The sequence below is a fragment of the Pseudonocardia phyllosphaerae genome, from assembly GCF_046546475.1.
Taxonomy (GTDB): domain Bacteria; phylum Actinomycetota; class Actinomycetes; order Mycobacteriales; family Pseudonocardiaceae; genus Pseudonocardia; species Pseudonocardia phyllosphaerae.
Map to the genome: position 1 here is coordinate 265,433 of NZ_JBKGXS010000005.1, position 19,578 is coordinate 285,010.

A 19,578-nucleotide genomic window follows, 5' to 3' on the forward strand; every position below is an offset into this window, starting at 1 on the left:
ACGGTCATATGACCGATCCCTTCGCTCCCGGTGTCCGCCCGCTGACCGCCCCCGCACCCGGCCGTGCCGGGCTGCACGTCGCCGGCCCGGTCGCCGAGATCCCGGCGCCGGCCGGCGGCACCGCGTGGGTCGTCACCGACGACGACCTCGCACGCACCGTGCTCACCGATCCGCGGTTCGGGAAGGACCCGGCGCTGCTGGCTCCGGACCGTCCGGCGCCGGAGGTCGGTGGGGAGCCGCCGGCGTCGGAGCGGCTGTCCCTGACCACGACCGACGGGCCCGTCCACCGGGCTCTCCGCCACGCCCACGCTCCGTTGCTGAGCCACCGTGCCGTCGCCGCCCACACCGACCGGGTCACCGCGACGGCCAGGGAGCTGCTGCACGCCGAGGCGGCCGCCGCGGAGGGCGACGGGGTCCGGGACCTCGCCGCCGAGTTCCTCGTCCGGTACCCGCTGACGGTCGTGCTGGACGTCGTCGGTGTTCCGCGGGACCGGCTCAACGCGAGTGTCACCGCCTGCCGCGGCATGCTCGATGCCGACCCGGGCGTGCGCGGGGCGGCGTTCGGTGCGCTGCTGGGTGTGTGCGCCGCGGCGGCCCGGGAGCCGGGGAGCTTCGCGGACTCGTTGCGGGACAACGCCGCCGACGCCGGCACCCCGCTCGACGACGACCAGCTCGCCTACCTGCTCTTCGGCCTGGTCTTCGCCGGGCAGCTCACCACCGAGTCCGCGCTCGGTGCACTGCTCGTCCGGGCTCTCGCGCCCGGCGCCCCCACACTCGGCGGTCTCGCCCCCGACGGCACTGCCGCCGCCCCCACGGATCCCGACGACCTCGTCCGGGACGTCCTGCACGACCACCCACCGGCCCCGTTCACGTTGTGGCGCTACACCACCGCAGCCGTCGAGCTGGCGGGCACGACGATCCCCGCCGGCGCCCCCGTCCTTGTCGACATCGCCGGTATCCACGGGGCCGGTATCCACGGGGCCGGGATGCAGGGATCCGGTATCCACGGAGCCGGTGTCCACGGAGCCGGGATGCAGGGAGCCGGAGCCCGGAACGGCACGAGCTCCGATCTCGCGTTCGGGCACGGCCCGCACTTCTGCGTCGGCGCCCACCTCGCGACCCTGGAGCTGCGCGTGCTGCTCACCGTGCTCCGCGAGGACTTCCCGCGGGCTCGGCTCGCCGCCGACCCCTGTGTGCTGACCCTCGCCGACCCCGGTGGCATCCAGGGCCCCAGGCTCACGTCACTGCCCGTGGCCCTCGGCCCCACCACGGTCGTGTGATCAGATGTGCAGGTGTTCCAGCGGCAGCGATCCCGGCGACCGGTCGTCGTCGCCGTCGTCCTGACGGTGCTGCTGGTGCTCGCCGCCATCGGCTCGCTCGCCGCCGGGGCCGAGGCTCTGCCGGTGGCCTCGGTCGTCGATGCGCTCACCGGGCGCCGGCACGGGCCGATCGCGACGATCGTCTGGGAGCTGCGCCTGCCGCGGACGCTGCTCGCGATGCTGGTCGGGGCGGGGCTCGCCGTTGCGGGCGCCGCGGTGCAGACCCTGGTCCGCAACCCGCTCGCCGAGCCCTACCTGCTCGGTGTCTCCTACGGCGCCTCGGTCGGCGCCACCGCGGTGATCACCACCGGTGCGCTCGCCGCGGCCGGGACCTGGGCGCTGTTCAGCGGAGCGTTCCTCGGTGCACTCGGCGCGGGCGTGCTGGTCGGGGCGATCGCCGTCGCGCAGGGCGGGCTCACCCCGATCCGGCTCATCCTCACCGGCACCGTCCTCGGCTCGGCGTTCTCCGCGCTCGCCTCCTGGCTGGTGTTCCGCGCCGGCGACCCGGCCGCGGCCCAGTCGGTGCTGTTCTGGCTGCTCGGCAGCCTCGCCGGCGCCCAATGGAGCGTCCTGCCGGTGCCGCTGGTGACCGTCGCCCTGGTCGTCGGGCTGCTCCTGGCGTTCAGCGGCTGGCTCGACGCGCTGGCCGCCGGACCGGACACCGCCGCCGGGCTTGGCGTCCCGGTCCGCGAGGCCCGGATCGCGCTGTTCGTGCTGTGCGCGTGCACGGTCGGGGCGCTCGTCGCCGTCGCCGGTGCGGTCGGGTTCGTCGGGCTGATCGTGCCGCACCTGGCCCGGATGGTCGTCGGCTCCCGGCACCGCGTACTACTGCCGGTCACCGCGCTGGCCGGGGCGCTGTTCCTCGTGCTGGTCGACGCGGTCTGCCGGGTCGCGGTCCGGCCCGTCGAGATGCCGCTGTCGGTGCTCACCGGCCTGGTCGGAGCACCGGTGTTCCTGCTGCTCATGGGCCGCCGCCGCTACCGCTACGGAGGCACGACGTGAGCCTCGTCGCCGAGTGTGTGACCTGCGTGAACGGCCGCCGGACCGTGCTCACCGACGTCGACCTCGCCGTCGCCGAGGGGGAGGTGCTCGGCCTGGTCGGGCCGAACGGCAGCGGCAAGTCCACGCTGCTGCGCGCGCTGGCCGGGATCCGCCCGGTGGCGAGCGGCCGGGTCCTGCTCGACGGCCACCCGCTCGCGGAGTTCCCCGCCCGCGCCCGGGCCCGGCGGATCGCGTTCGTCGGGCAGGAGGAGGACCCGCCCGCCGACCTCACCGTCGCCGAGACCGTCGCGCTCGGCAGGCTCCCGCACCGCCCGCCGTGGGCCGGGGGAGACGCCGACGAGCACGCCGCCGTCGCCGGCGCGCTCGCCGCCGTGGACCTGACCGGCTACGACGACCGCCCCGTCGAGCACCTCTCCGGCGGCGAGCGGCGCCGGGTACTGCTCGCCCGCGGCCTCGCCCAGGACGCCGGCCTGCTGCTGCTCGACGAGCCCACCAACCACCTCGACGTCCGGCACGCCATGGCGCTGCTGCGCCTGGTCGCCGGCACCGGGCGCACCGTCGTCGTCGCGCTGCACGACCTGGACCTGGCCGTGCGGCACTGCGACCGCCTCGTCGTCCTCGACGACGGCCGGGCCCGCCCCGCCGTCACCGACCTCGACCCGGACACCGTCCGTGACGTCTTCGGCGTCTCCGCCACACGCGTCCGGCACCCGGTCACCGGCGAGACCCGCCTGCTGCTCGACCCCGCACCCCCGGAAGGGACCCCGTGAACCGCCTGACCAGCACCGCTGCGCTCCTGCTCACCGGCGCCACCGTCGTCACCGCCCTGACCGCCTGCGGGGGACCGCCGGATCCGGCGGCGGCGCCGGAGGGCGCGACCGTGACCGTCCGCGACTGCGGGCAGGACACGCCGTTCCCGTCGCCGGCGCGGCGGATGTTCGTCAACGACGGCAACATGATCTCGATGGTGCTCGCGATCGGCGCCCAGCAGCAGGTCGCTGCGGTGTCGAGCCTGCAGCGCGACGCCGACGTCCTGCGCCGGCACTACGGGGCCCCGGCCGTCGACGCGCTCAACCAGGTCGCGCCGGCGGCGCCCGCGCTGGAGACCGTGCTCGCCAACGACCCGGACGTGATGGTCGCCGGCTGGAGCTACGGCTACAAGGAGGCCACCGGCGTGACCCCGGAGCGGCTGCGCGGCGAGGGCATCGCGCCCTACGTCCTCACCGAGAGCTGCAGGCACCCCGACGGGAAGGGCCGCGGCACCGTCGACCCGTGGGAGGCGCTGCGCACCGACCTGCGCAACCTCGGCACGATCACCGGCCGCACCGCCGACGCCGACCGCGTCGTCGCCGACATCGACGCCCGGCTCGCCGCGCTGCGCGCCGCCCCGCAGGCCCCGACACCACCGCCGGTGTTCCTGTTCGACTCCGGCACCGACACCCCGTACTCCTCCGGGCGCTTCGGCGGTCCGCAGGCGGTGCTGTCCGCGGCGAGCGCTGGCAACGTGCTCTCCGACGTCGACGACACCTGGACCAAGGTGTCCTGGGAGCGGGTGACCCGCGCCCAGCCGGAGGCGATCGTGTTCGTCGACTACCCGCCGCAGACGTTCGCGCAGAAGGTCGCGCTGCTGCGCAGCCGCCCGGACACCCGGGACCTGCCCGCGGTGAAGGCGAACCGGTTCCTCAACCTGCCCTACGCCATGTGGACCTCGGGCCCGCTCAACATCGACGCCGCCGAGCAGGTCCGGAAGGCCCTCGAGGGCTGGAAGCTGGTGCCCGGCTCCGGGATCACCCCGCGCACGGACGACGTCCCGCAGGGCTGAGCATCCCGCCGGGCCGAGCATCCCCGGGCTGCGCGGAGGCCGGTCTCCGGGGCGCTCGGTGGTCGCGCCCCGGAGACACCTCACTGGCTGAGACGACCTGCTGAGACGTCGCCGGGCGACGTCTCAGCAGGTGAGGTATTTCGGGGAGGTGGGGTGCCGGCGGCCGTGCCGTGGTCCCGGGACATGCGCGCCCCCGGGGTGCGTGCGGCCCGGGAACGCCGTGGCCCCGGCACATCCGCGACCTCAGAACAGCCCGACGATGTCGCCCTCGTCGTCGATGTCGATCTTGTACGCGGCCGGGTTGGCCCCCAGCCCCGGCATCGTGCGCATGTCCCCGCAGATCGGGTAGACGAACCCGGCGCCCACCGACGCGCGGACCTCGCGCACGGGCAGCCGCCAGCCGGTCGGGGCGCCCTTGAGCGCCGGGTCCGAGGACAGCGACAGGTGCGTCTTGGCGATGCACACCGGCAGCGACCCGAACCCGTTGGCCTCGTGCGAGTCCAGCTGGCGGCGCGCCGCGGGGGTGTAGTCGACGCCGTCGGCGCCGTAGATCTTCGTCGCGACGGTTTCGATCTTCTCGGCCAGCGAGGCGTCGTCCGGGTAGAGCAGGGCGAACTCGCTCGGTTCCGCGGCGGCCTCGGCGACGGCGTCGGCCAGCTCGGTCGCGCCGGCGCCACCGTCGGCGAAGTGCGTGCACACCGCCCAGCGGGCGCCCATCGACTCGGCGATCTCGGCGATCGCCCGGTGCTCGGACGGGTGGTCGGTGGGGAAGGCGTTGATCGCGACGACCGGCGAGACGCCGTGGATGCGCATGTTCTCGATCTGCTTGCGCAGGTTGGCGCCGCCGGCGTGCACGTCGTCGGGGTTCTCGGCGAGCATCTCCTCGGGCAGCGGCCGCCCGGCGACGATCTTGTGGCGTCCGGAGTGCGCCTTGAGCGCCCGCACGGTCGCGACGATCACGGCGGCGTCCGGGGTGAGCCCCGACGTCCGGCACTTGATGTTGAAGAACCGCTCGGCGCCCATGTCGGCGCCGAACCCGGCCTCGGTGATCAGGTAGTCGCCGGAGCGGATGCCGATGAGGTCCGCGACGACCGAGGAGTTACCGTGCGCGATGTTGCCGAACGGGCCGGCGTGCACCAGCGCGGGCGTGCCCTCCAGGGTCTGCAGCAGGTTGGGGGCCATCGCGTCGCGCAGCAGCACCGCCATCGACCCGGCGCCCTGGACGTCCTCGGCGGTGACCGGCTTGCCCTCCCCGGTGTAGCCGACGACGATCCGGCCCAGCCGGTCGCGCAGGTCCCGCAGGTCGGTGGCCAGCGCGAGGATCGCCATGACCTCGCTGGCCGAGGTGATGTCGAACGACGACTCGCGCGGGATCCCGTCGAGCCGCCCGCCCATGCCGGTGACGACATGGCGCAGCGCCCGCTCGTTGATGTCGATGACCCGGTTCCAGGCGATGCCGTGCGGGGCGAGCCCGGCCTCGTTGCCCTGGTAGACGTGGTTGTCGACGATCGCGGCGAGCATGTTGTGCGCCGCGGTGACGGCGTGGAAGTCGCCGGTCAGGTGCAGGTTGAGCTTCTCCATCGGCACGACCTGCGACCAGCCGCCGCCCGCCGCGCCGCCCTTGATCCCGAACGTCGGGCCGAGCGAGGGCTGCCGCAGCGCGACGGTGGCGCTGCGGCCGGTGCGGACCAGGGCCTGCCCCAGCCCGACGGTCGTGGTGGTCTTGCCCTCGCCGAGCGGGGTCGGGGTGACCGCGGAGACGATGACGTACTTGCCGCGCGGGCGGTCGGCGAGTGCCTCGACGGCGTCGAGACGGATCTTCGCGACGTCGCGGCCGTAGGGTTCCAGCAGGTCGGGGGCCACACCCATGTCGGCGGCCACGTCGGCCGGTGCTCGCAGCGAGACCGATTTCGCGATCTGCAGGTCGTCCACGGGCGCTCCTGGAGAGGTCGGGGGCAGGTGCCGCGCTCGACCCTAGTTCGGGTGCGGGCTCCGGCGGTGCCCTCGGGTGGGGGAGTCGTCAGGTGATCGTGATGCCGCCGTCGACCGGGACGGTCTGCCCGGTCAGGTAGGCGCCGGCGTCGGAGGCGAGGAACACCGCGGCGGCGGCGAGCTCCTCGGGGTCGCCGGTGCGGCCCATCGGGATCCGCTGCTGTATCGCCTCGAGGTAGCCGGGCTTGTACTGCTCGGTCATCTCCGAGGCGAAGAACCCGGGTGCCAGCGCGTTCACCCGGATGCCGCGCCGGGTGGCCCACTGCTGGGCCAGGTCGCGGGTCAGCCCGATCAGGCCCGCCTTCGACGCCGAGTACGCGGCCTGCGGCAGGCCACCGGTGGTGATGCCCAGGACGCTGGAGATGTTCACGATGCTCGACCCGGGCTCCATGTGCGCCGCGCACGCCTGGGCCATCCAGTAGCAGCCGTTGAGGTTGACGTCGACGACCGAGGTGAACTGCTCGGGGGTCTCCTTGAGCGCGGGCACCGCGGTGCCGACGCCGGCGTTGTTGACCAGCACGTCGAGCCGGCCGAACTCGTCGACGGCGGCCTGGGCGAGTGCGCGGCAGTCCTCGGGTTTCGCGACGTCGGTGGCGACGGCGACCGCGCGCCGCCCGATGCCCTCGACCATCGCCACGGTCTCGGCGAGCTTGTCGGCCCGCCGGGCGCCGAGCACGAGGTCGGCCCCGGCCTCGGCCAGGCCCTTGGCGAACGCCACACCGAGCCCGGACGAGGCACCGGTGACCACGGCGACCCTGCCGTCCAGTCGGAAACGCTCCAGCACGCTCACGGGCGGACCCTAACCCACCGTGGCGGGCCCGTGCCCGCGATGATCATGGAACTCACCGGGGCACGGGTCCCGGTGGTCAGGCCCGGCGCCGCTTGCGGGCGACGACGGCGCGGTAGAGCAGCGGGTCGCGGCTGGTCGCGAGCCGGTGCCGGTAGACGGTCGAGTCGAGCTCCTCCAGCTCCCCGGAGTCCAGCAGCGACGAGATCAGCCCGGCGAAGCCGGAGGTGTCGCCCTCGGTGAGGAAGTCGTCGCGCAGGGTGAAGGCGACGAAGCCGTCGTCGGCGACCATGTCGAACGCGGCACGGAACGCCTCGGGCGGGATGTCGCCGAACCCGAGCGCGGCGACGCAGGTCAGTGCGTCGAACCCACCGGAGGCGATGGCCGCGGCCCGGTCGGTGCCCAGCGCGGTGAGGTCGACGACGTGGTAGTCGGCGTAGGTGCCCGGGCGATCGCGCTCCGCGGCCTCGCGGGCCTCCGGGATGATGTCGACACCGACGACCTTGCCGACGCCGCGGGCCTTGAGCTCCTCGGCGACGATGCCGTTGCCTGCGCCGACGTCGAGTACCCGCAGGCTCGACGGGTCGACGTCCTGGGCCCGCAGCTGCGCGGCGAGCAGGTCGCAGACCACCGGCGGGGACTGGCACTGCAGGATCTCGTAGAAGAGTTTCTCGTAGAGACCGGGGATCGTGTAGAGCCGGTCGTAGTCGTGGAAGCGGTGCTCGACCCAGCCGGAGCCGGTGTCGACGACGCAGTACTCGGCGTCCTGCTCGTAGGACGCGGTGGGCTCCGGCAGGGCGAGCCGGAAGGCAGAACGCTCGGCGGCCATGAAAAACCTTCCTGGTCGGGAACGGACGTGTCGACGTTAATGCACACGATCACCCGTCCGGGGTGACGAACGCCGCACCGCCGGTCCCGCAGCGGGTCCGCGGGAGTGAAACGATCGGGACCGGCGACGTCGCCGAGCCGCTCCCCGCGCCCCGACGGCGTCGCACCGGGTTCTCCCGGACGGACCGCCCGCCGACGTGCGGGACAGCGAGACGTGAGTCGAGGAGAGACATGACCCAGCAGCAGAGGACCGCGATCGTCACCGGGGCGGCCCGCGGCATCGGTGCCGCGACGGCGATCCGGCTCGCGGCCGACGGCCACAAGGTCGCCGTGCTGGACCTGGAGGAGTCGGCGGCCAAGGCGACCGTCGAGGCGATCGAGGCCGCCGGGGGCACCGCCGCCGCGTTCGGCGCGGACGTGTCCGACCCCGACGCCGTCGAGACCGCCGTCGCCGCGGTCACCGAGAAGCTGGGCGCCCCGACGATCCTGGTGAACAACGCAGGCATCACCAAGGACAACCTGCTGTTCAAGATGACCGAAGGCGACTGGGACGCCGTGATGGGCGTGCACCTCAAGGGCTCGTTCCTGATGACCCGCGCCGTGCAGAAGTCGATGGTCGACGCCGGCTGGGGCCGCGTGGTGAACCTGTCCTCGACCTCGGCGCTGGGCAACCGCGGTCAGGCGAACTACTCCACCGCCAAGGCCGGCCTGCAGGGCTTCACCAAGACCCTCGCGATCGAGCTGGGCAAGTTCGGGATCACCGCGAACTGCATCGCGCCCGGCTTCATCGCCTCGGAGATGACCCGGGCGACCGCCGAGCGGGTCGGCGTGGACTGGGAGGAGTTCAAGGCCGCACGGGCCAAGGAGATCCCGGTGCAGCGCCCCGGCGCCGTCGAGGACATCGCCAACGCCGTGTCGTTCTTCGTCGACGAGCGCTCGTCGTTCGTGTCCGGCCAGGTCATCTACGTGGCCGGCGGCCCGAAGGCCTGAGGCCCCCGCGGTGGCCGGCCCCGATTCGGGGGCCGGCCACCGCTGCCCGGCTGCTACCGGGGGTCACTTCTCCGGTCACTTCTCCGGGATCGGGACGACCGCCCAGCCGGGGATGTCGTCGTGTCCGGGCACCGGGACCGGGTCGCCGCTGAAGTTGACGATCAGCGCCGCGCCGTCGGCGTCGCGGAACGCGCCGAGCGTGCTGCCCTGCATCCGGCCCAGCTCCACGTCCCCGGAACGCAGCCGCGGCACCAGCCACTTCCAGGCCTCGGTGAGCGGGGTCGGCTGCCCGCCGTCGGCGTCGGTGGCCGGGCTCCACAGCGACGAGTACTTGAGGTCGTCGCTGCCCTCGGGACCCCACAGCAGCGCACCCGAGGTGCCGGAGCGCGCCATCGACTGCAGCACGGCCAGGGTGCTGACCGCGCTGGCCGGGGCGTCGTAGCCTGCCTTGGCGTCGGCCGGGACGTTGGCGTAGAACTCCAGCCACCAGATCGGCAGCTCGGTGCGCCTGCTGATCCAGTCGTCGATCGTGGCGAACTTCTGCGCGCCGACGTCGACCGGAGAGATCGCGTCCTGCTGGCCGCGGTTGGTGGTGGAACCGTCGACGGCGATGAAGTCGGCGCCGACGTTGTGCTTGAGCCAGTAGTCCAGGACGTCGAGCGGGCGCTTGTCCAGTGCGCCCCACGGGCCGCGGACGTCGGAGGCGTCGCTTGAGTCCGGTGCCACCGAGCTCATGACGACGTAGGGGCCGCCGACCTGCACGTCCGGCCGGACCGCCTTCACCGCCTTGTAGACCTCGTTGTACATGGCGGTGTAGCCCTCGTAGTCCCAGCGGTTCTGGTCCTCGTGGTAGAAGCCCTTGAGCTCGTTCCACACCGCGACCCGGTCGACCTGCGGGTAGCGCTTGACCGCCTCGGCGGTCAGCTTCGCGAAGTCCTTGTAGAACGGCGGCTTGACGTTGTCCTCGAGCTTGTCCCAGCGGGTGCCGCCGGGCGGGCCGCCCTTCATCCAGTCCGGGGCGCAGCACAGCGTCAGCATCGCCTTGCCGCCGGTCTCCTTGGTCAGGTCCATCCGGCGGTCCAGCGAGCTCCAGTCGTACTGACCGGGCGACGGCTCGGGGTTCAGCGCCCCGAAGCCCATGATGTGCTGGTTCTGGTACTCCTGCCCCAGGCTCGACAGCACCTGGGTGCCGCGGGCGCGGGCCTCGGCGTTCTCGGTGTCGTCCAGGCTCTGCTGGGTGTGGGTGACGCCGAGCTCCATCGGCTCGGGCTGCTTGCTCCACGTCCAGCCCTGGTCGAGGTTCAGCGCGCGCGCCGCGGCCTCCACCTCCGAGGACGGCTCGTCCGATCCGGACCCGGACGTGCAGGACGCCACCAGCACCGCGAGCACCGCCAGGACGACGGCGAGGGCGGATGTGCGCCGGACCGGTCCCCGCCGGGCCGGGTCACCGGAGGAGGGCGGCTCGGACGCTGACGTCGTCGGGCGGTGACGGCGTGACGCTCGCACGGGGTGGGACCTCGTTCTCTTGCACGGTTTCCTGACACGGACGGGCCGCCCGCGGCGAGCCCGGAGCCAGGGTGGCAGCGGGCTGCTGTGATCCACCTGAGAGGACGGAGGACCGTCGTGCGCCGCGGTACGCCGCGGCCCTCAGGTGTTCGGCCCTCAGGTGTTCGGCGCAGCGTAGGCGGCCGGTTCGGCGTGACCGTGCCCAGCCCCGGTACCGCGCGTGAGGTGTCCGTCACGCAGGGTGTACACCGCGTCGACCCGGTCCAGGACCTCCGGGTCGTGCGTGATGAGCAGCACCGCCCGGCCGGCCGCCGCCGCCAGCAGGTCGTCGAGGACGGCGTCGCGGGTGTCGGGGTCCAGGTGCGCGGTCGGCTCGTCGAGCACCAGCAGCGCGGGGTCGGTGAGCAGCGCGCGGGCCAGTGCGAGCCTGCCCCGCATGCCCCCGGACAGCCGGGCGCCGTGCGCGCCCACCTCGGCGTCGAGGGGCAGGGTCAGGCCGACGCGGGTGAGCACCGCGGTGAGGTCGGCGTCGGTGGCGTCCGGGGCGGCCAGGCGCAGGTTCTCCCGGACCGTGGAGTCGAAGACGTGCGGGTCGGCGGGCACGCCGGAGATCACCGCGCGTACCTCGTCCGGCGGGCGGGTGAGGATCTCCTGTCCGCCCAGGGTGACCGAGCCGGAGGCGGGGTCGAGGAACCGGAACAGCACCTGGGCCAGCGTCGACTTGCCCGAGCCGCTGGCACCGACCAGCGCGACGTGCTCGCCCTCGCCGACGTCGAGGGTCACGCCGTCGAGCACCGGGGTGCCGGGGTAGCCGGCGACCAGGTCCCGCACGGCGAGCGCGCCGCGGCGGGGGAGCGGGGCCGCGCCCGGCTCGCGGGGCGCCACCGACGGCTCGGCGGCGAGCACCGGCACCAGCCGGGTCAGCCCGGAGCGGACCCCGGACAGCTTCGCCGCGGCCGCCGGGAGCGGGTTGGTGATCTCGAACGCGGCCAGCGCGGTCAGCACGAGCACCGCCATCGGGACGGCCTGCATGGTCCCGTCCGCGACCGCGGCGACGCCGAGCAGCAGCGTCCCGGCCAGTGTGAGACCGGCGACGAGCGCGGCGGCCCCGGCACCGAACCCGAGCAGCACCGAGTCGCGCTGCGCGGAGCGGGTGAGCTCGGCGTCGGCGTCGGCGACGCGGTCCACGGCGCGGTCCATCGCGCCGTAGGCGACCAGGTCCGGGGCGCCGTCGACGACGTCGACCAGACCGGTGGAGAGCCGGGCACGGGCCGCGGCGGCGCGGGCGGCGGGCCCGCGGGACAGCGCCGTCGCCACCGCCGGGACGACGATCCCGGACAGCACCAGCCCGGCCGCGAGCAGCAGCCCGCCCGGGACCAGCAGGATCAGCCCGAGCAGCACCGCACCGGCGCCGGTCAGCGCCGCGGCGACCACCGGGATCACCCCGCGGACGACCAGGTCCTGCACCGAGTCGGTGTCGCTGACCAGCCGGGTCACCAGGTCCCCGGAGCGGAACCTGCGGATCGGCTCGGTGGCGGCGAGGCGGGCGTAGACGCGGTCGCGCATGTCGGCCAGCGCGCGAAGTGCGGCGTCGTGCCCGACGAGGCGTTCGAGGTAGCGCGCCACCCCGCGCCCGACGCCGAGTGCGCGGGTGAGCACCACGGCCACCGACAGGATCATCATCGGCGGGTGCTGCGCGGCCGAGGCGAGCAGCCACGCGGCCAGGCTCAGCAGCCCGGCCCCGCAGGCGGTCGCCGCGGCGCCGAGCAGCGCGCCCCCGGCGACGCCGCGCCACCGGGGTCCCAGCACGAGGCGCGCCAGGTTCCACGGGCCGGTCGGCACGCGCTCCCCGCCGGACGGGGTCACGCGGATCGCGAGGGCGCTCACGAGGTCACCTCGGCGTGCGTGTGCCGGGCGGTGGCCGGGTCGCAGCCGCAGGGCAGGGCCCCGGTGCCGGCGCCGGTGCTTGAGCTGGTGCCGGTGCCGGTGCCGGTGGAACCGGCTGCCTCGGCGGCGGTCCCGCCGGTCACCTCGACGATGCGGTGCACGTGCTCGGCCCAGCCGGCGTCGTGCGCGACGACCAGCGCGGTGCGCCCGCGCAGCAGCTCGGCCGCGGCGGCCCGCACGGCGCGGGCGGAGTCCGGGTCCAGGTGCGCGGTCGGCTCGTCGAGCAGGACCAGCGGGGCGTCACGCAGGAACGCGCGGGCGAGCGCCACCCGCTGCCGCTCGCCCGAGGACAGCCGGGCGCCGCCCTCGCCGAGCACGGTGTCCCAGCCCTCGGGCAGCCGCGCGACGACGGCGTCGAGCCCGGAGCGGCGGGCGGCGTCGGCCAGTGCGGCGTCCGAGGCGTCCGGCTCGCCGAGCCGGACGTTGTCGGCGACGGTCCCGGCGAACAGGTGCGGGCGCTGCGGCACCCAGGCCACGGTGCGCCGCCACGCGTCGAGGTCCAGCCCGGCCAGGTCGGCGGGAGCGGCGTCCGGGGACTCCACCAGCACCCGTCCGCCGGTGGGGGCGACGAAGCCGAGCAGCACCCCGAGCAGCGTGGACTTGCCGGCTCCGGAGGGGCCGCGCAGCAGCACCGACTCGCCGGGCCGCACGCCCAGGGTGACCCCGGCCAGCGCGTCGGCGCCTGCGCCGGGGTAGCGCACCCGCAGGTCCTCGATGCCCAGGCCGCGCCCGGCACTCGCCGCGGGTGGCACCGGCGCGGAGCCGCCGGAGGCCCCGGCGACGGGCCGGTCCAGCTCGTCGAACACCTGGCGGGCGGCGGCGACGCCCTCCATGCTGGCGTGGAACCGGGCGCCGACCTCGCGCAGCGGCAGGTACGCCTCCGGGGCCAGTACCAGCACGAACAACGCGGTGGCGTAGTCGAGGTCGCCGTAGAGCAGCCGGATCCCGACCTCGACGGCGACGAGCGCGACGGCGATCGTCGCGAGCAGTTCCAGCACGAACGCCGACATGAACGCCACCCGCAGCGTGGTCATGGTGGCGCGGCGGTGTTCGTCGGTGGTCTCGCGGACCTTCCCGGCGACGACCTGCGCGCGGCGGAACAGCGCCAGCGTCGGCAGGCCCTGCACGACGTCGAGGAAGTGCCCGCCGAGCCGGGACAGCAGCCGCCACTGCCGGTCCACCCGCGCGCGGGTGTGCATCCCGACCAGCGCCATGAACAGCGGGATCAGCGGGATGGTGACGGCGATGACGATCGCGGAGATCCAGTCGGCGTCGGCGACGACGACCAGCACGGCGATCGGGACCAGCACGGCCAGCACGAGCTGGGGCAGGTAGCGGGCGAAGTAGTCGTCGAGGGCGTCGAGGCCGCGGGTGGCGAGCGTGACGGTCTCACCGGTGGAGCGCGACGGGTCGGCAGGTGCGGCGGCGACCGCACGGACCAGCCGCATCCGCAGCTGGGACTTGGCGCGGGCGGCGCTGCGCAGCGCGGCGGCCTCGGCGAAGTAGGAGAGCAGGGCGCGGGCGACGGCGATCCCGGCCACGGCGAGCACCAGCGGCAGCAGCACGTCGAGCCCGGAACCGGGACCGGTCTGCTTGTTGGCCAGGTCGAACGACGGCGTCGCGCCGGCGATCGCCCGGGACACCAGCCAGGCCTGGGCGAGGATCAGGATCGTGGCCAGGACCCCGCAGCCCGCGGCGACGACGAGGTGGGTGCGGACCGCGCTCGCGACCTTCATCAGGCGCGGGTCGACCGGCGGCCCACCGGCCGCCGGCGGTCCGCCACCGCCGGTTGTGGGCGAGGTCACGGGCTCCATCATGCGGTCCTCGTCGCGCGAGGGCCACTCCCGCCCGTCCTGCGCGCCCATGTCGTCCGCCTCCCGGCCCTGTCGTGTCCACCTTCATTTCTACCGCAGGTAGAACACGCGGAGGGCCGGCGCCCGGCGTCCGCCTCGTCACCTCTCCCGCCGGGAATACTCCCGGAGAGGGAGTCGCGACGTGTCAGCGGGTGCCGACGCGTCGGCTATCTCACAGACCGTGCGCGTCACGCCACAGCAGCTGCCGGTGGCGCGGCGGGGCTCCTAGACTCCCGGCAACTTCGGCGGCGCCGCGTGCGTCGCCCCGCGAGGCGACGAGGCCCCGGGCCGTTGAGGAGAATCAGATGACGGGCACTGACCGCGACGCGGCCGCCCCCGGTCCGGACGGACCGGCGGAGCCGGAGCACCTGGAGCTGGCAGGCGGGTTCGCCCCGGTGACCCGCGAGCAGTGGCTCGAGGCCGTGAACGGTGTGGTGCGCAAGTCCGGGAAGATCGGCGAGGACGCGGCCCCCACGGCCGGCGTCGACACCCTGACCCGCACCGACGCCGACGGCATCCGCGTCGCCCCGCTCTACGCCGCCGAGGACGTCGAGGGCCTGCCGGACACCGGCGTCCCCGGCGCCTGGCCCTACACCCGCGGCCCGCTCACCGACGGTCACGTCCCCGAGGGCTGGGACGTCCGCCAGCGCCATGCCGGCACCGACCCGAAGGCGGTGCGCGAAGCGCTGCTCGCCGACCTCGAGTGCGGCGTGAACTCGGTCTGGCTGCGCGTCGGCGAGGGCGGGGTGCCGATCTCCGAGCTCGCCACCACCCTCGACGGCGTCTACCTCGACCTCGCCCCGGTCGCGCTCGACGCCGGGATCGACGCCGTCGACGCCGCACAGGCCTACCTGGACCTGGCCGAGCACTTCGGCGTCGAGGACGCGGAGTTCCGCGGCTCGCTGGGCGTGGACCCGATCGGGCTGCGCGCCCGCGCCGGGAACGGCCCCGACCTCGGCACCGTGCTGCCGGTCGCCCGCCGGGTCGCCGAGACGTTCCCGCTGGTCCGGGCGATCACCGTCGACGCCTCCGTGGTCCGCGAGGCCGGTGGCTCCGCCGGTCAGGAGCTCGGCTGGTCGCTCGCCGCCGGTGTCGCCTACCTGCGCACCCTCACCGAGAACGGTCTCGACGTCGCGACGGCTGCCCGGCTGCTGGAGTTCCGCTTCACCGCCACCCCCGAGCAGTTCCCGACGATCGCCTCGCTGCGCGCCGCCCGCCGGCTGTGGGCGCGGGTGCTGGAGGCCTCCGGGGTCACCGACGTGCCGCAGTACCAGCACGCGGTCGTGTCCGAGGCCCTGTTCACCCGTCGCGACCCGTGGGTGAACATGCTGCGCGGCACCGTCGCCGGGTTCGCCGCGGGCGTCGGCGGGGCCGACGCGGTCACCGTCCCGCCGTTCGACGCGGCGCTGGGCCAGTCGCTGCCGTTCTCCCGGCGGATCGCGCGCAACACCCAGGGCCTGCTGATCGAGGAGTCGCACCTGGCCCGGGTGATCGACCCGGCCGGGGGCTCCTACTACGTCGAGCACCTCACCGACGACCTCGCGCAGGTCGCGTGGGCGTTCTTCCAGGAGATCGAGGCCGCGGGCGGCGCGCTCGCCGCGCTCGAGTCCGGGTTCCTCGACGGGAAGGTCGCCGAGGTCCGGGCGAAGCGCGAGTCCGACGTGGCGCGCCGCAAGGCCCCGCTCACCGGGGTCTCGGAGTTCCCCGACCTGCACGAGAAGCCGGTCGAGCGCACCCCGCTGCCCGAACCCGTCGAACGCGGCGGGCTGCCGCTGTACCGCCCCGCGGAGGCCTACGAGGCCTACCGGGACCGCTCCGACGCGATGCTGGCGGAGACCGGGTCGCGGCCGACGGCGTTCCTCGCCACGCTCGGCCCGCTCGCCGCGTACACCGCGCGGGTCGGCTTCGCCCGGAACCTGCTCGGCGCCGGCGGCGTCGAGGCAACGGAGGCGGGGCCGACCGGAACAGCACAGCAGGCGGGGCCGACCGAGGCCGCCGCGGAGGTCGTCGAGAAGTTCCGTGCGGCCGGTACCCCGGTCGCGGTGCTCTGTTCGTCCGACACGCTCTACGGCGAACGGGCGGCCGAGACCGCTTCCGCGCTGCGCGAGGCAGGCGCGACCCGGATCCTGCTGGCAGGGAAGCCGAAGGAGGAGGTGCCCGGGGTCGACGGGTACCTGTTCGCCGGCTGCGACGCCCTGGCCGTCATCGACGACGTCGTCACCACGCTGGAGGGCCCGAAGTGAGTGCCATCCCCGACTTCACCGGCATCCCGCTGGGCTCGGACACCACGCCGCGCCGGGAGTGGACCGGCGACGCGCCGACCTGGGAGGCCCCGGAGGGTGTCGGCGTCAAGCCGCTCTACACCCCCGCCGACCTCGACGGCCTGGACTTCCTGCGTACCTATCCGGGCATCACGCCGTACCTGCGCGGGCCGTACGCGACGATGTACACCAACCAGCCGTGGACGGTCCGGCAGTACGCCGGGTTCTCCACCGCCGCGGAGTCCAACGCGTTCTACCGGCGCAACCTGGCCGCGGGGCAGAAGGGCCTGTCGATCGCGTTCGACCTGGCCACCCACCGCGGCTACGACTCCGACCACCCGCGCGTCGCAGGCGACGTCGGCATGGCCGGGGTCGCGATCGACTCCATCCTGGACATGCGCCAGCTCTTCGACGGCATCCCGCTGGACAAGATGTCGGTGTCGATGACGATGAACGGCGCCGTGCTGCCCGTCCTCGCGCTCTACATCGTCGCGGCCGAGGAGCAGGGGGTGAGCCCGGAGAAGCTGACCGGAACCATTCAGAACGACATTCTGAAGGAGTTCATGGTCCGCAACACCTACATCTACCCGCCGCAGCCGTCGATGCAGATCATCTCCGACATCTTCAGCTTCACCAGCCGGAAGATGCCGAAGTTCAACTCGATCTCCATCTCCGGGTACCACATCCAGGAGGCGGGGGCGACCAACGACCTGGAGCTGGCCTACACCCTCGCCGACGGTGTGGAGTACCTGCGGGCCGGTGTCGACGCGGGGCTGGACGTCGACAAGTTCGCGCCGCGGCTGAGCTTCTTCTGGGCGATCGGCATGAACTTCTTCATGGAGGTCGCCAAGATGCGGGCCGCGCGCCTGCTCTGGTCCAAGCTCGTGCACCGGTTCGACCCGAAGAACGCCAAGTCGATGAGCCTGCGCACGCACTCGCAGACCTCCGGATGGTCGCTGACCGCGCAGGACGTCTACAACAACGTCATCCGCACCTGTATCGAGGCGATGGCCGCGACCCAGGGCCACACCCAGTCGCTGCACACCAACGCCCTCGACGAGGCGCTCGCGCTGCCGACGGACTTCTCCGCGCGGATCGCGCGCAACACCCAGCTGCTGCTGCAGCAGGAGTCGGGCACCACGAACGTCGTCGACCCGTGGGGCGGCTCGTACTACGTGGAGCGGCTCACCTACGACCTCGCCCGCCGCGCGTGGGCGCACATCGAGGAGGTCGAGGCCGCAGGCGGCATGGCGCAGGCGATCGACGCCGGCATCCCGAAGATGCGCGTCGAGGAGGCCGCGGCGCGGACCCAGGCCCGGATCGACTCCGGGCGCCAGCCGGTGTTCGGGATCAACAAGTACGCCGTCGAGGCCGACGAGCAGATCGAGGTCCTCAAGGTCGACAACGCCAACGTCCGCCGCGAGCAGCTGGACAAGCTGGCACGGCTGCGGGCCGAGCGCGACGACCGCGCCGTCGACGGCTCGCTGCGGGCGCTCACCCACGCGGCGGAGAAGATCGCCGAGGGCACGAGCCGTTCGGACGACGAGAACCTGCTCCACCTGGCCGTCGACGCCGCCCGGAACATGGCCACCGTCGGGGAGATCTCCGACGCGCTGGAGAAGGTCTTCGGGCGCCACGCCGGTCAGATCCGCATCATCTCCGGTGTGTACTCCGACGAGGCCGGCAAGAGCCCGGCGATCGAACGTGCCCGCGAGCTGGTGAGCGAGTTCGCCGAGAACGAGGGCCGCCAGCCCCGCATCCTGGTCGCGAAGATGGGCCAGGACGGCCACGACCGCGGCCAGAAGGTCATCGCGACGGCGTTCGCCGACATCGGCTTCGACGTCGACGTCGGGCCGCTGTTCCAGACCCCCGAGGAGGTCGCGCGCCAGGCCGTCGAGTCCGACGTGCACGTCGTCGGGGCGAGCTCGCTGGCCGCCGGGCACCTGACGCTGGTGCCCGAGCTGCGCGCCGAGCTGGCGAAGGCGGGCCGCGAGGACATCATGGTCGTCGTCGGCGGCGTCATCCCGCCCGCCGACGTGCCGGAGCTGCTGGAGATGGGGGCGGCCGCGGTGTTCCCGCCCGGCACCGTCATCGCCGAGGCGGCGGTCGACCTGCTCGGCAAGCTCGCCGCCGCGCTCGGCCACGATCCCGGCAGCGGCGCCGCCGAGGCCGGAAGCGTGTACGCCGACTGATGGCGCCCCGTGTCCCGGACGCCGGGGAGCTCGCCCGTGGCGTGCTCGCCGGCGACCGCACGCTGCTGGCCCGCGCGATCACGCTGGTCGAGTCGACCCGGCCGGACCACCAGCGCGCGGCCCAGGACCTGCTGCTGGAGCTGACCCCGAAGTCGGGGGCGGCGGTGCGCGTCGGGATCTCCGGGGTGCCCGGGGTGGGGAAGTCGTCGTTCATCGAGGCGATGGGGTCCACGCTCACCGGGAACGGGCACCGGGTCGCGGTGCTGGCCGTGGACCCGTCGTCGACCCGGACGCGCGGCTCGATCCTCGGCGACAAGACCCGGATGCCGAAGCTCGCCAACGACGCCGACGCGTTCGTCCGGCCGTCGCCGACGGCGGGCACGCTCGGCGGCGTCGCCCGGCGCACCCGGGAGACGATGGTCGTGATGGAGGCCGCAGGCTACGACGTCGTGCTGGTCGAGACCGTCGGCGTCGGGCAGTCCGAGATCACCGTCGCCGGGATGGTCGACACGTTCCTGTTCCTCACGATCGCCCGCACCGGTGACTCGCTGCAGGGGATCAAGAAGGGCATCCTGGAGCTGGCCGACGTCGTCGCGGTCAACAAGGCCGACGGGCCCTACGAGCAGGACGCCCGCGCCGCCGCCCGCGAGCTGGCCGGTGCGCTGCACATGATGGCGCCGACCTCCGAGCACTGGACCACTCCGGTCCTGTCCTGTTCCGCGCACACCGGGATGGGCCTGGACAAGGTGTGGGACAAGGTGACCGAGCACCGGGCCGCGTTGGAGAAGGCCGGCGAGCTGGCGTCGCGACGAGCCGACCAGCAGGTCGAGTGGATGTGGCAGATGGTCCGCGACCGGCTGATGGACCGGGTCGTCCGCGACCCGCAGCTGGCCGGGAAGCTGCCGGAGCTGACCGCCGACGTCCGCAGCGGTGGCCTCACCCCGACGCTCGCGGCGCAGACGATTCTCGACGTCCTGGGCTGACGCCGTGCCGTAGTGCCGGGGAGCGGTGCCGGAAACCGGCCGCAGACGCTCACCCGAGCGGCGAACGCGCGCCGGATCCGGTGCGCGTCTCCGTGA

14 protein-coding genes are annotated in these 19,578 nt (G+C 74.0%); 8 read left to right on the top strand and 6 right to left on the bottom strand.

Going from position 1 to position 19,578, the window contains the following annotated elements:
* The first annotated feature begins 8 nt into the window (after positions 1-8).
* Genes ACLE50_RS13295 through ACLE50_RS13310 form a run of 4 tightly spaced genes read left to right on the top strand, consistent with a single transcriptional unit; the run spans position 9 to position 4,143 of the window.
* Positions 9-1,280, top strand: coding sequence for a cytochrome P450 family protein (locus tag ACLE50_RS13295; protein ID WP_410943814.1), 1,272 nt, complete (start codon positions 9-11; stop codon positions 1,278-1,280).
* Positions 1,281-1,292: 12 nt separating this feature from the next.
* Entirely contained in the window at positions 1,293-2,321 is a 1,029-nt protein-coding gene (locus tag ACLE50_RS13300; protein WP_410943815.1) for a FecCD family ABC transporter permease, read from the top strand.
* The gene (locus ACLE50_RS13305; RefSeq protein WP_410943816.1) at positions 2,318-3,091 is read left to right on the top strand and encodes an ABC transporter ATP-binding protein; all 774 of its coding nucleotides are present in this window, start codon (positions 2,318-2,320) and stop codon (positions 3,089-3,091) included. Before ACLE50_RS13300 ends, ACLE50_RS13305 begins: the two co-directional genes overlap by 4 nt.
* Entirely contained in the window at positions 3,088-4,143 is a 1,056-nt protein-coding gene (locus ACLE50_RS13310; RefSeq protein ID WP_410943817.1) for an ABC transporter substrate-binding protein, read from the top strand. Before ACLE50_RS13305 ends, ACLE50_RS13310 begins: the two co-directional genes overlap by 4 nt.
* A 243-nt stretch (positions 4,144-4,386) precedes the next feature.
* Here the strand turns inward: ACLE50_RS13310 and ACLE50_RS13315 are convergent, their stop codons facing one another.
* The 3 genes from ACLE50_RS13315 to ACLE50_RS13325 all read right to left on the bottom strand — a co-directional run bounded on the left by ACLE50_RS13315 (position 4,387) and on the right by ACLE50_RS13325 (position 7,751).
* On the bottom strand, positions 4,387-6,075 hold the full coding sequence (locus ACLE50_RS13315; RefSeq protein WP_410943818.1) for a formate--tetrahydrofolate ligase: 1,689 nt from the start codon (positions 6,073-6,075) through the stop codon (positions 4,387-4,389).
* Positions 6,076-6,163: 88 nt separating this feature from the next.
* Positions 6,164-6,925: an SDR family NAD(P)-dependent oxidoreductase gene (locus ACLE50_RS13320; RefSeq protein ID WP_410943819.1), complete on the bottom strand. Its 762-nt coding sequence runs from the start codon at positions 6,923-6,925 to the stop codon at positions 6,164-6,166.
* A gap of 76 nt (positions 6,926-7,001) precedes the next feature.
* Positions 7,002-7,751: a class I SAM-dependent DNA methyltransferase gene (locus tag ACLE50_RS13325; protein WP_410943820.1), complete on the bottom strand. Its 750-nt coding sequence runs from the start codon at positions 7,749-7,751 to the stop codon at positions 7,002-7,004.
* 230 nt (positions 7,752-7,981) lie between these two features.
* Here ACLE50_RS13325 and fabG point away from each other — a divergent pair, with 230 nt between their 5' ends.
* Complete coding sequence (gene fabG / locus ACLE50_RS13330; protein WP_410943821.1) at positions 7,982-8,740, top strand: 3-oxoacyl-ACP reductase FabG; 759 nt, start codon at positions 7,982-7,984, stop codon at positions 8,738-8,740.
* 75 nt (positions 8,741-8,815) lie between these two features.
* Here fabG and ACLE50_RS13335 read toward each other — a convergent pair whose 3' ends face one another.
* From ACLE50_RS13335 to cydD, 3 genes are all read right to left on the bottom strand, one after another.
* Complete coding sequence (locus tag ACLE50_RS13335; RefSeq protein ID WP_410943822.1) at positions 8,816-10,129, bottom strand: GH39 family glycosyl hydrolase; 1,314 nt, start codon at positions 10,127-10,129, stop codon at positions 8,816-8,818.
* 273 nt (positions 10,130-10,402) lie between these two features.
* Positions 10,403-12,133 carry a thiol reductant ABC exporter subunit CydC gene (cydC, locus tag ACLE50_RS13340; protein ID WP_410943823.1) on the bottom strand — a complete coding sequence of 577 codons (1,731 nt, stop codon included), beginning with the start codon at positions 12,131-12,133 and terminating at the stop codon, positions 10,403-10,405.
* Positions 12,130-13,998 (bottom strand): thiol reductant ABC exporter subunit CydD, encoded by a 1,869-nt coding sequence (gene cydD, locus ACLE50_RS13345; RefSeq protein WP_410943824.1) that lies wholly within the window; start codon positions 13,996-13,998, stop codon positions 12,130-12,132. Before cydD ends, cydC begins: the two co-directional genes overlap by 4 nt.
* A gap of 353 nt (positions 13,999-14,351) precedes the next feature.
* Here cydD and ACLE50_RS13350 point away from each other — a divergent pair, with 353 nt between their 5' ends.
* From ACLE50_RS13350 to meaB, 3 genes are read left to right on the top strand one after another with little or no spacing between them, the layout of a single operon-like run.
* Positions 14,352-16,289, top strand: coding sequence for a methylmalonyl-CoA mutase family protein (locus tag ACLE50_RS13350; protein WP_410943825.1), 1,938 nt, complete (start codon positions 14,352-14,354; stop codon positions 16,287-16,289).
* Positions 16,286-18,499 carry a methylmalonyl-CoA mutase gene (gene scpA, locus ACLE50_RS13355; RefSeq protein ID WP_410943826.1) on the top strand — a complete coding sequence of 738 codons (2,214 nt, stop codon included), beginning with the start codon at positions 16,286-16,288 and terminating at the stop codon, positions 18,497-18,499. The genes ACLE50_RS13350 and scpA overlap by 4 nt, the downstream gene beginning before the upstream one ends.
* Positions 18,499-19,482, top strand: coding sequence for a methylmalonyl Co-A mutase-associated GTPase MeaB (gene meaB, locus ACLE50_RS13360; protein ID WP_410943827.1), 984 nt, complete (start codon positions 18,499-18,501; stop codon positions 19,480-19,482). The genes scpA and meaB overlap by 1 nt, the downstream gene beginning before the upstream one ends.
* Positions 19,483-19,578 lie beyond the last annotated feature (96 nt).

Bases quoted from the DNA above. Each gene is read 5' to 3' on its own strand.
- ACLE50_RS13325 (WP_410943820.1), bottom strand. From the start codon at position 7,751: ATGGCCGCCGAGCGTTCTGCCTTCCGGCTCGCCCTGCCGGAGCCCACC.
- ACLE50_RS13295 (WP_410943814.1), top strand. From the start codon at position 9: ATGACCGATCCCTTCGCTCCCGGTGTCCGCCCGCTGACCGCCCCCGCA.
- meaB (WP_410943827.1), top strand. From the start codon at position 18,499: ATGGCGCCCCGTGTCCCGGACGCCGGGGAGCTCGCCCGTGGCGTGCTC.
- fabG (WP_410943821.1), top strand. From the start codon at position 7,982: ATGACCCAGCAGCAGAGGACCGCGATCGTCACCGGGGCGGCCCGCGGC.
- ACLE50_RS13350 (WP_410943825.1), top strand. From the start codon at position 14,352: ATGACGGGCACTGACCGCGACGCGGCCGCCCCCGGTCCGGACGGACCG.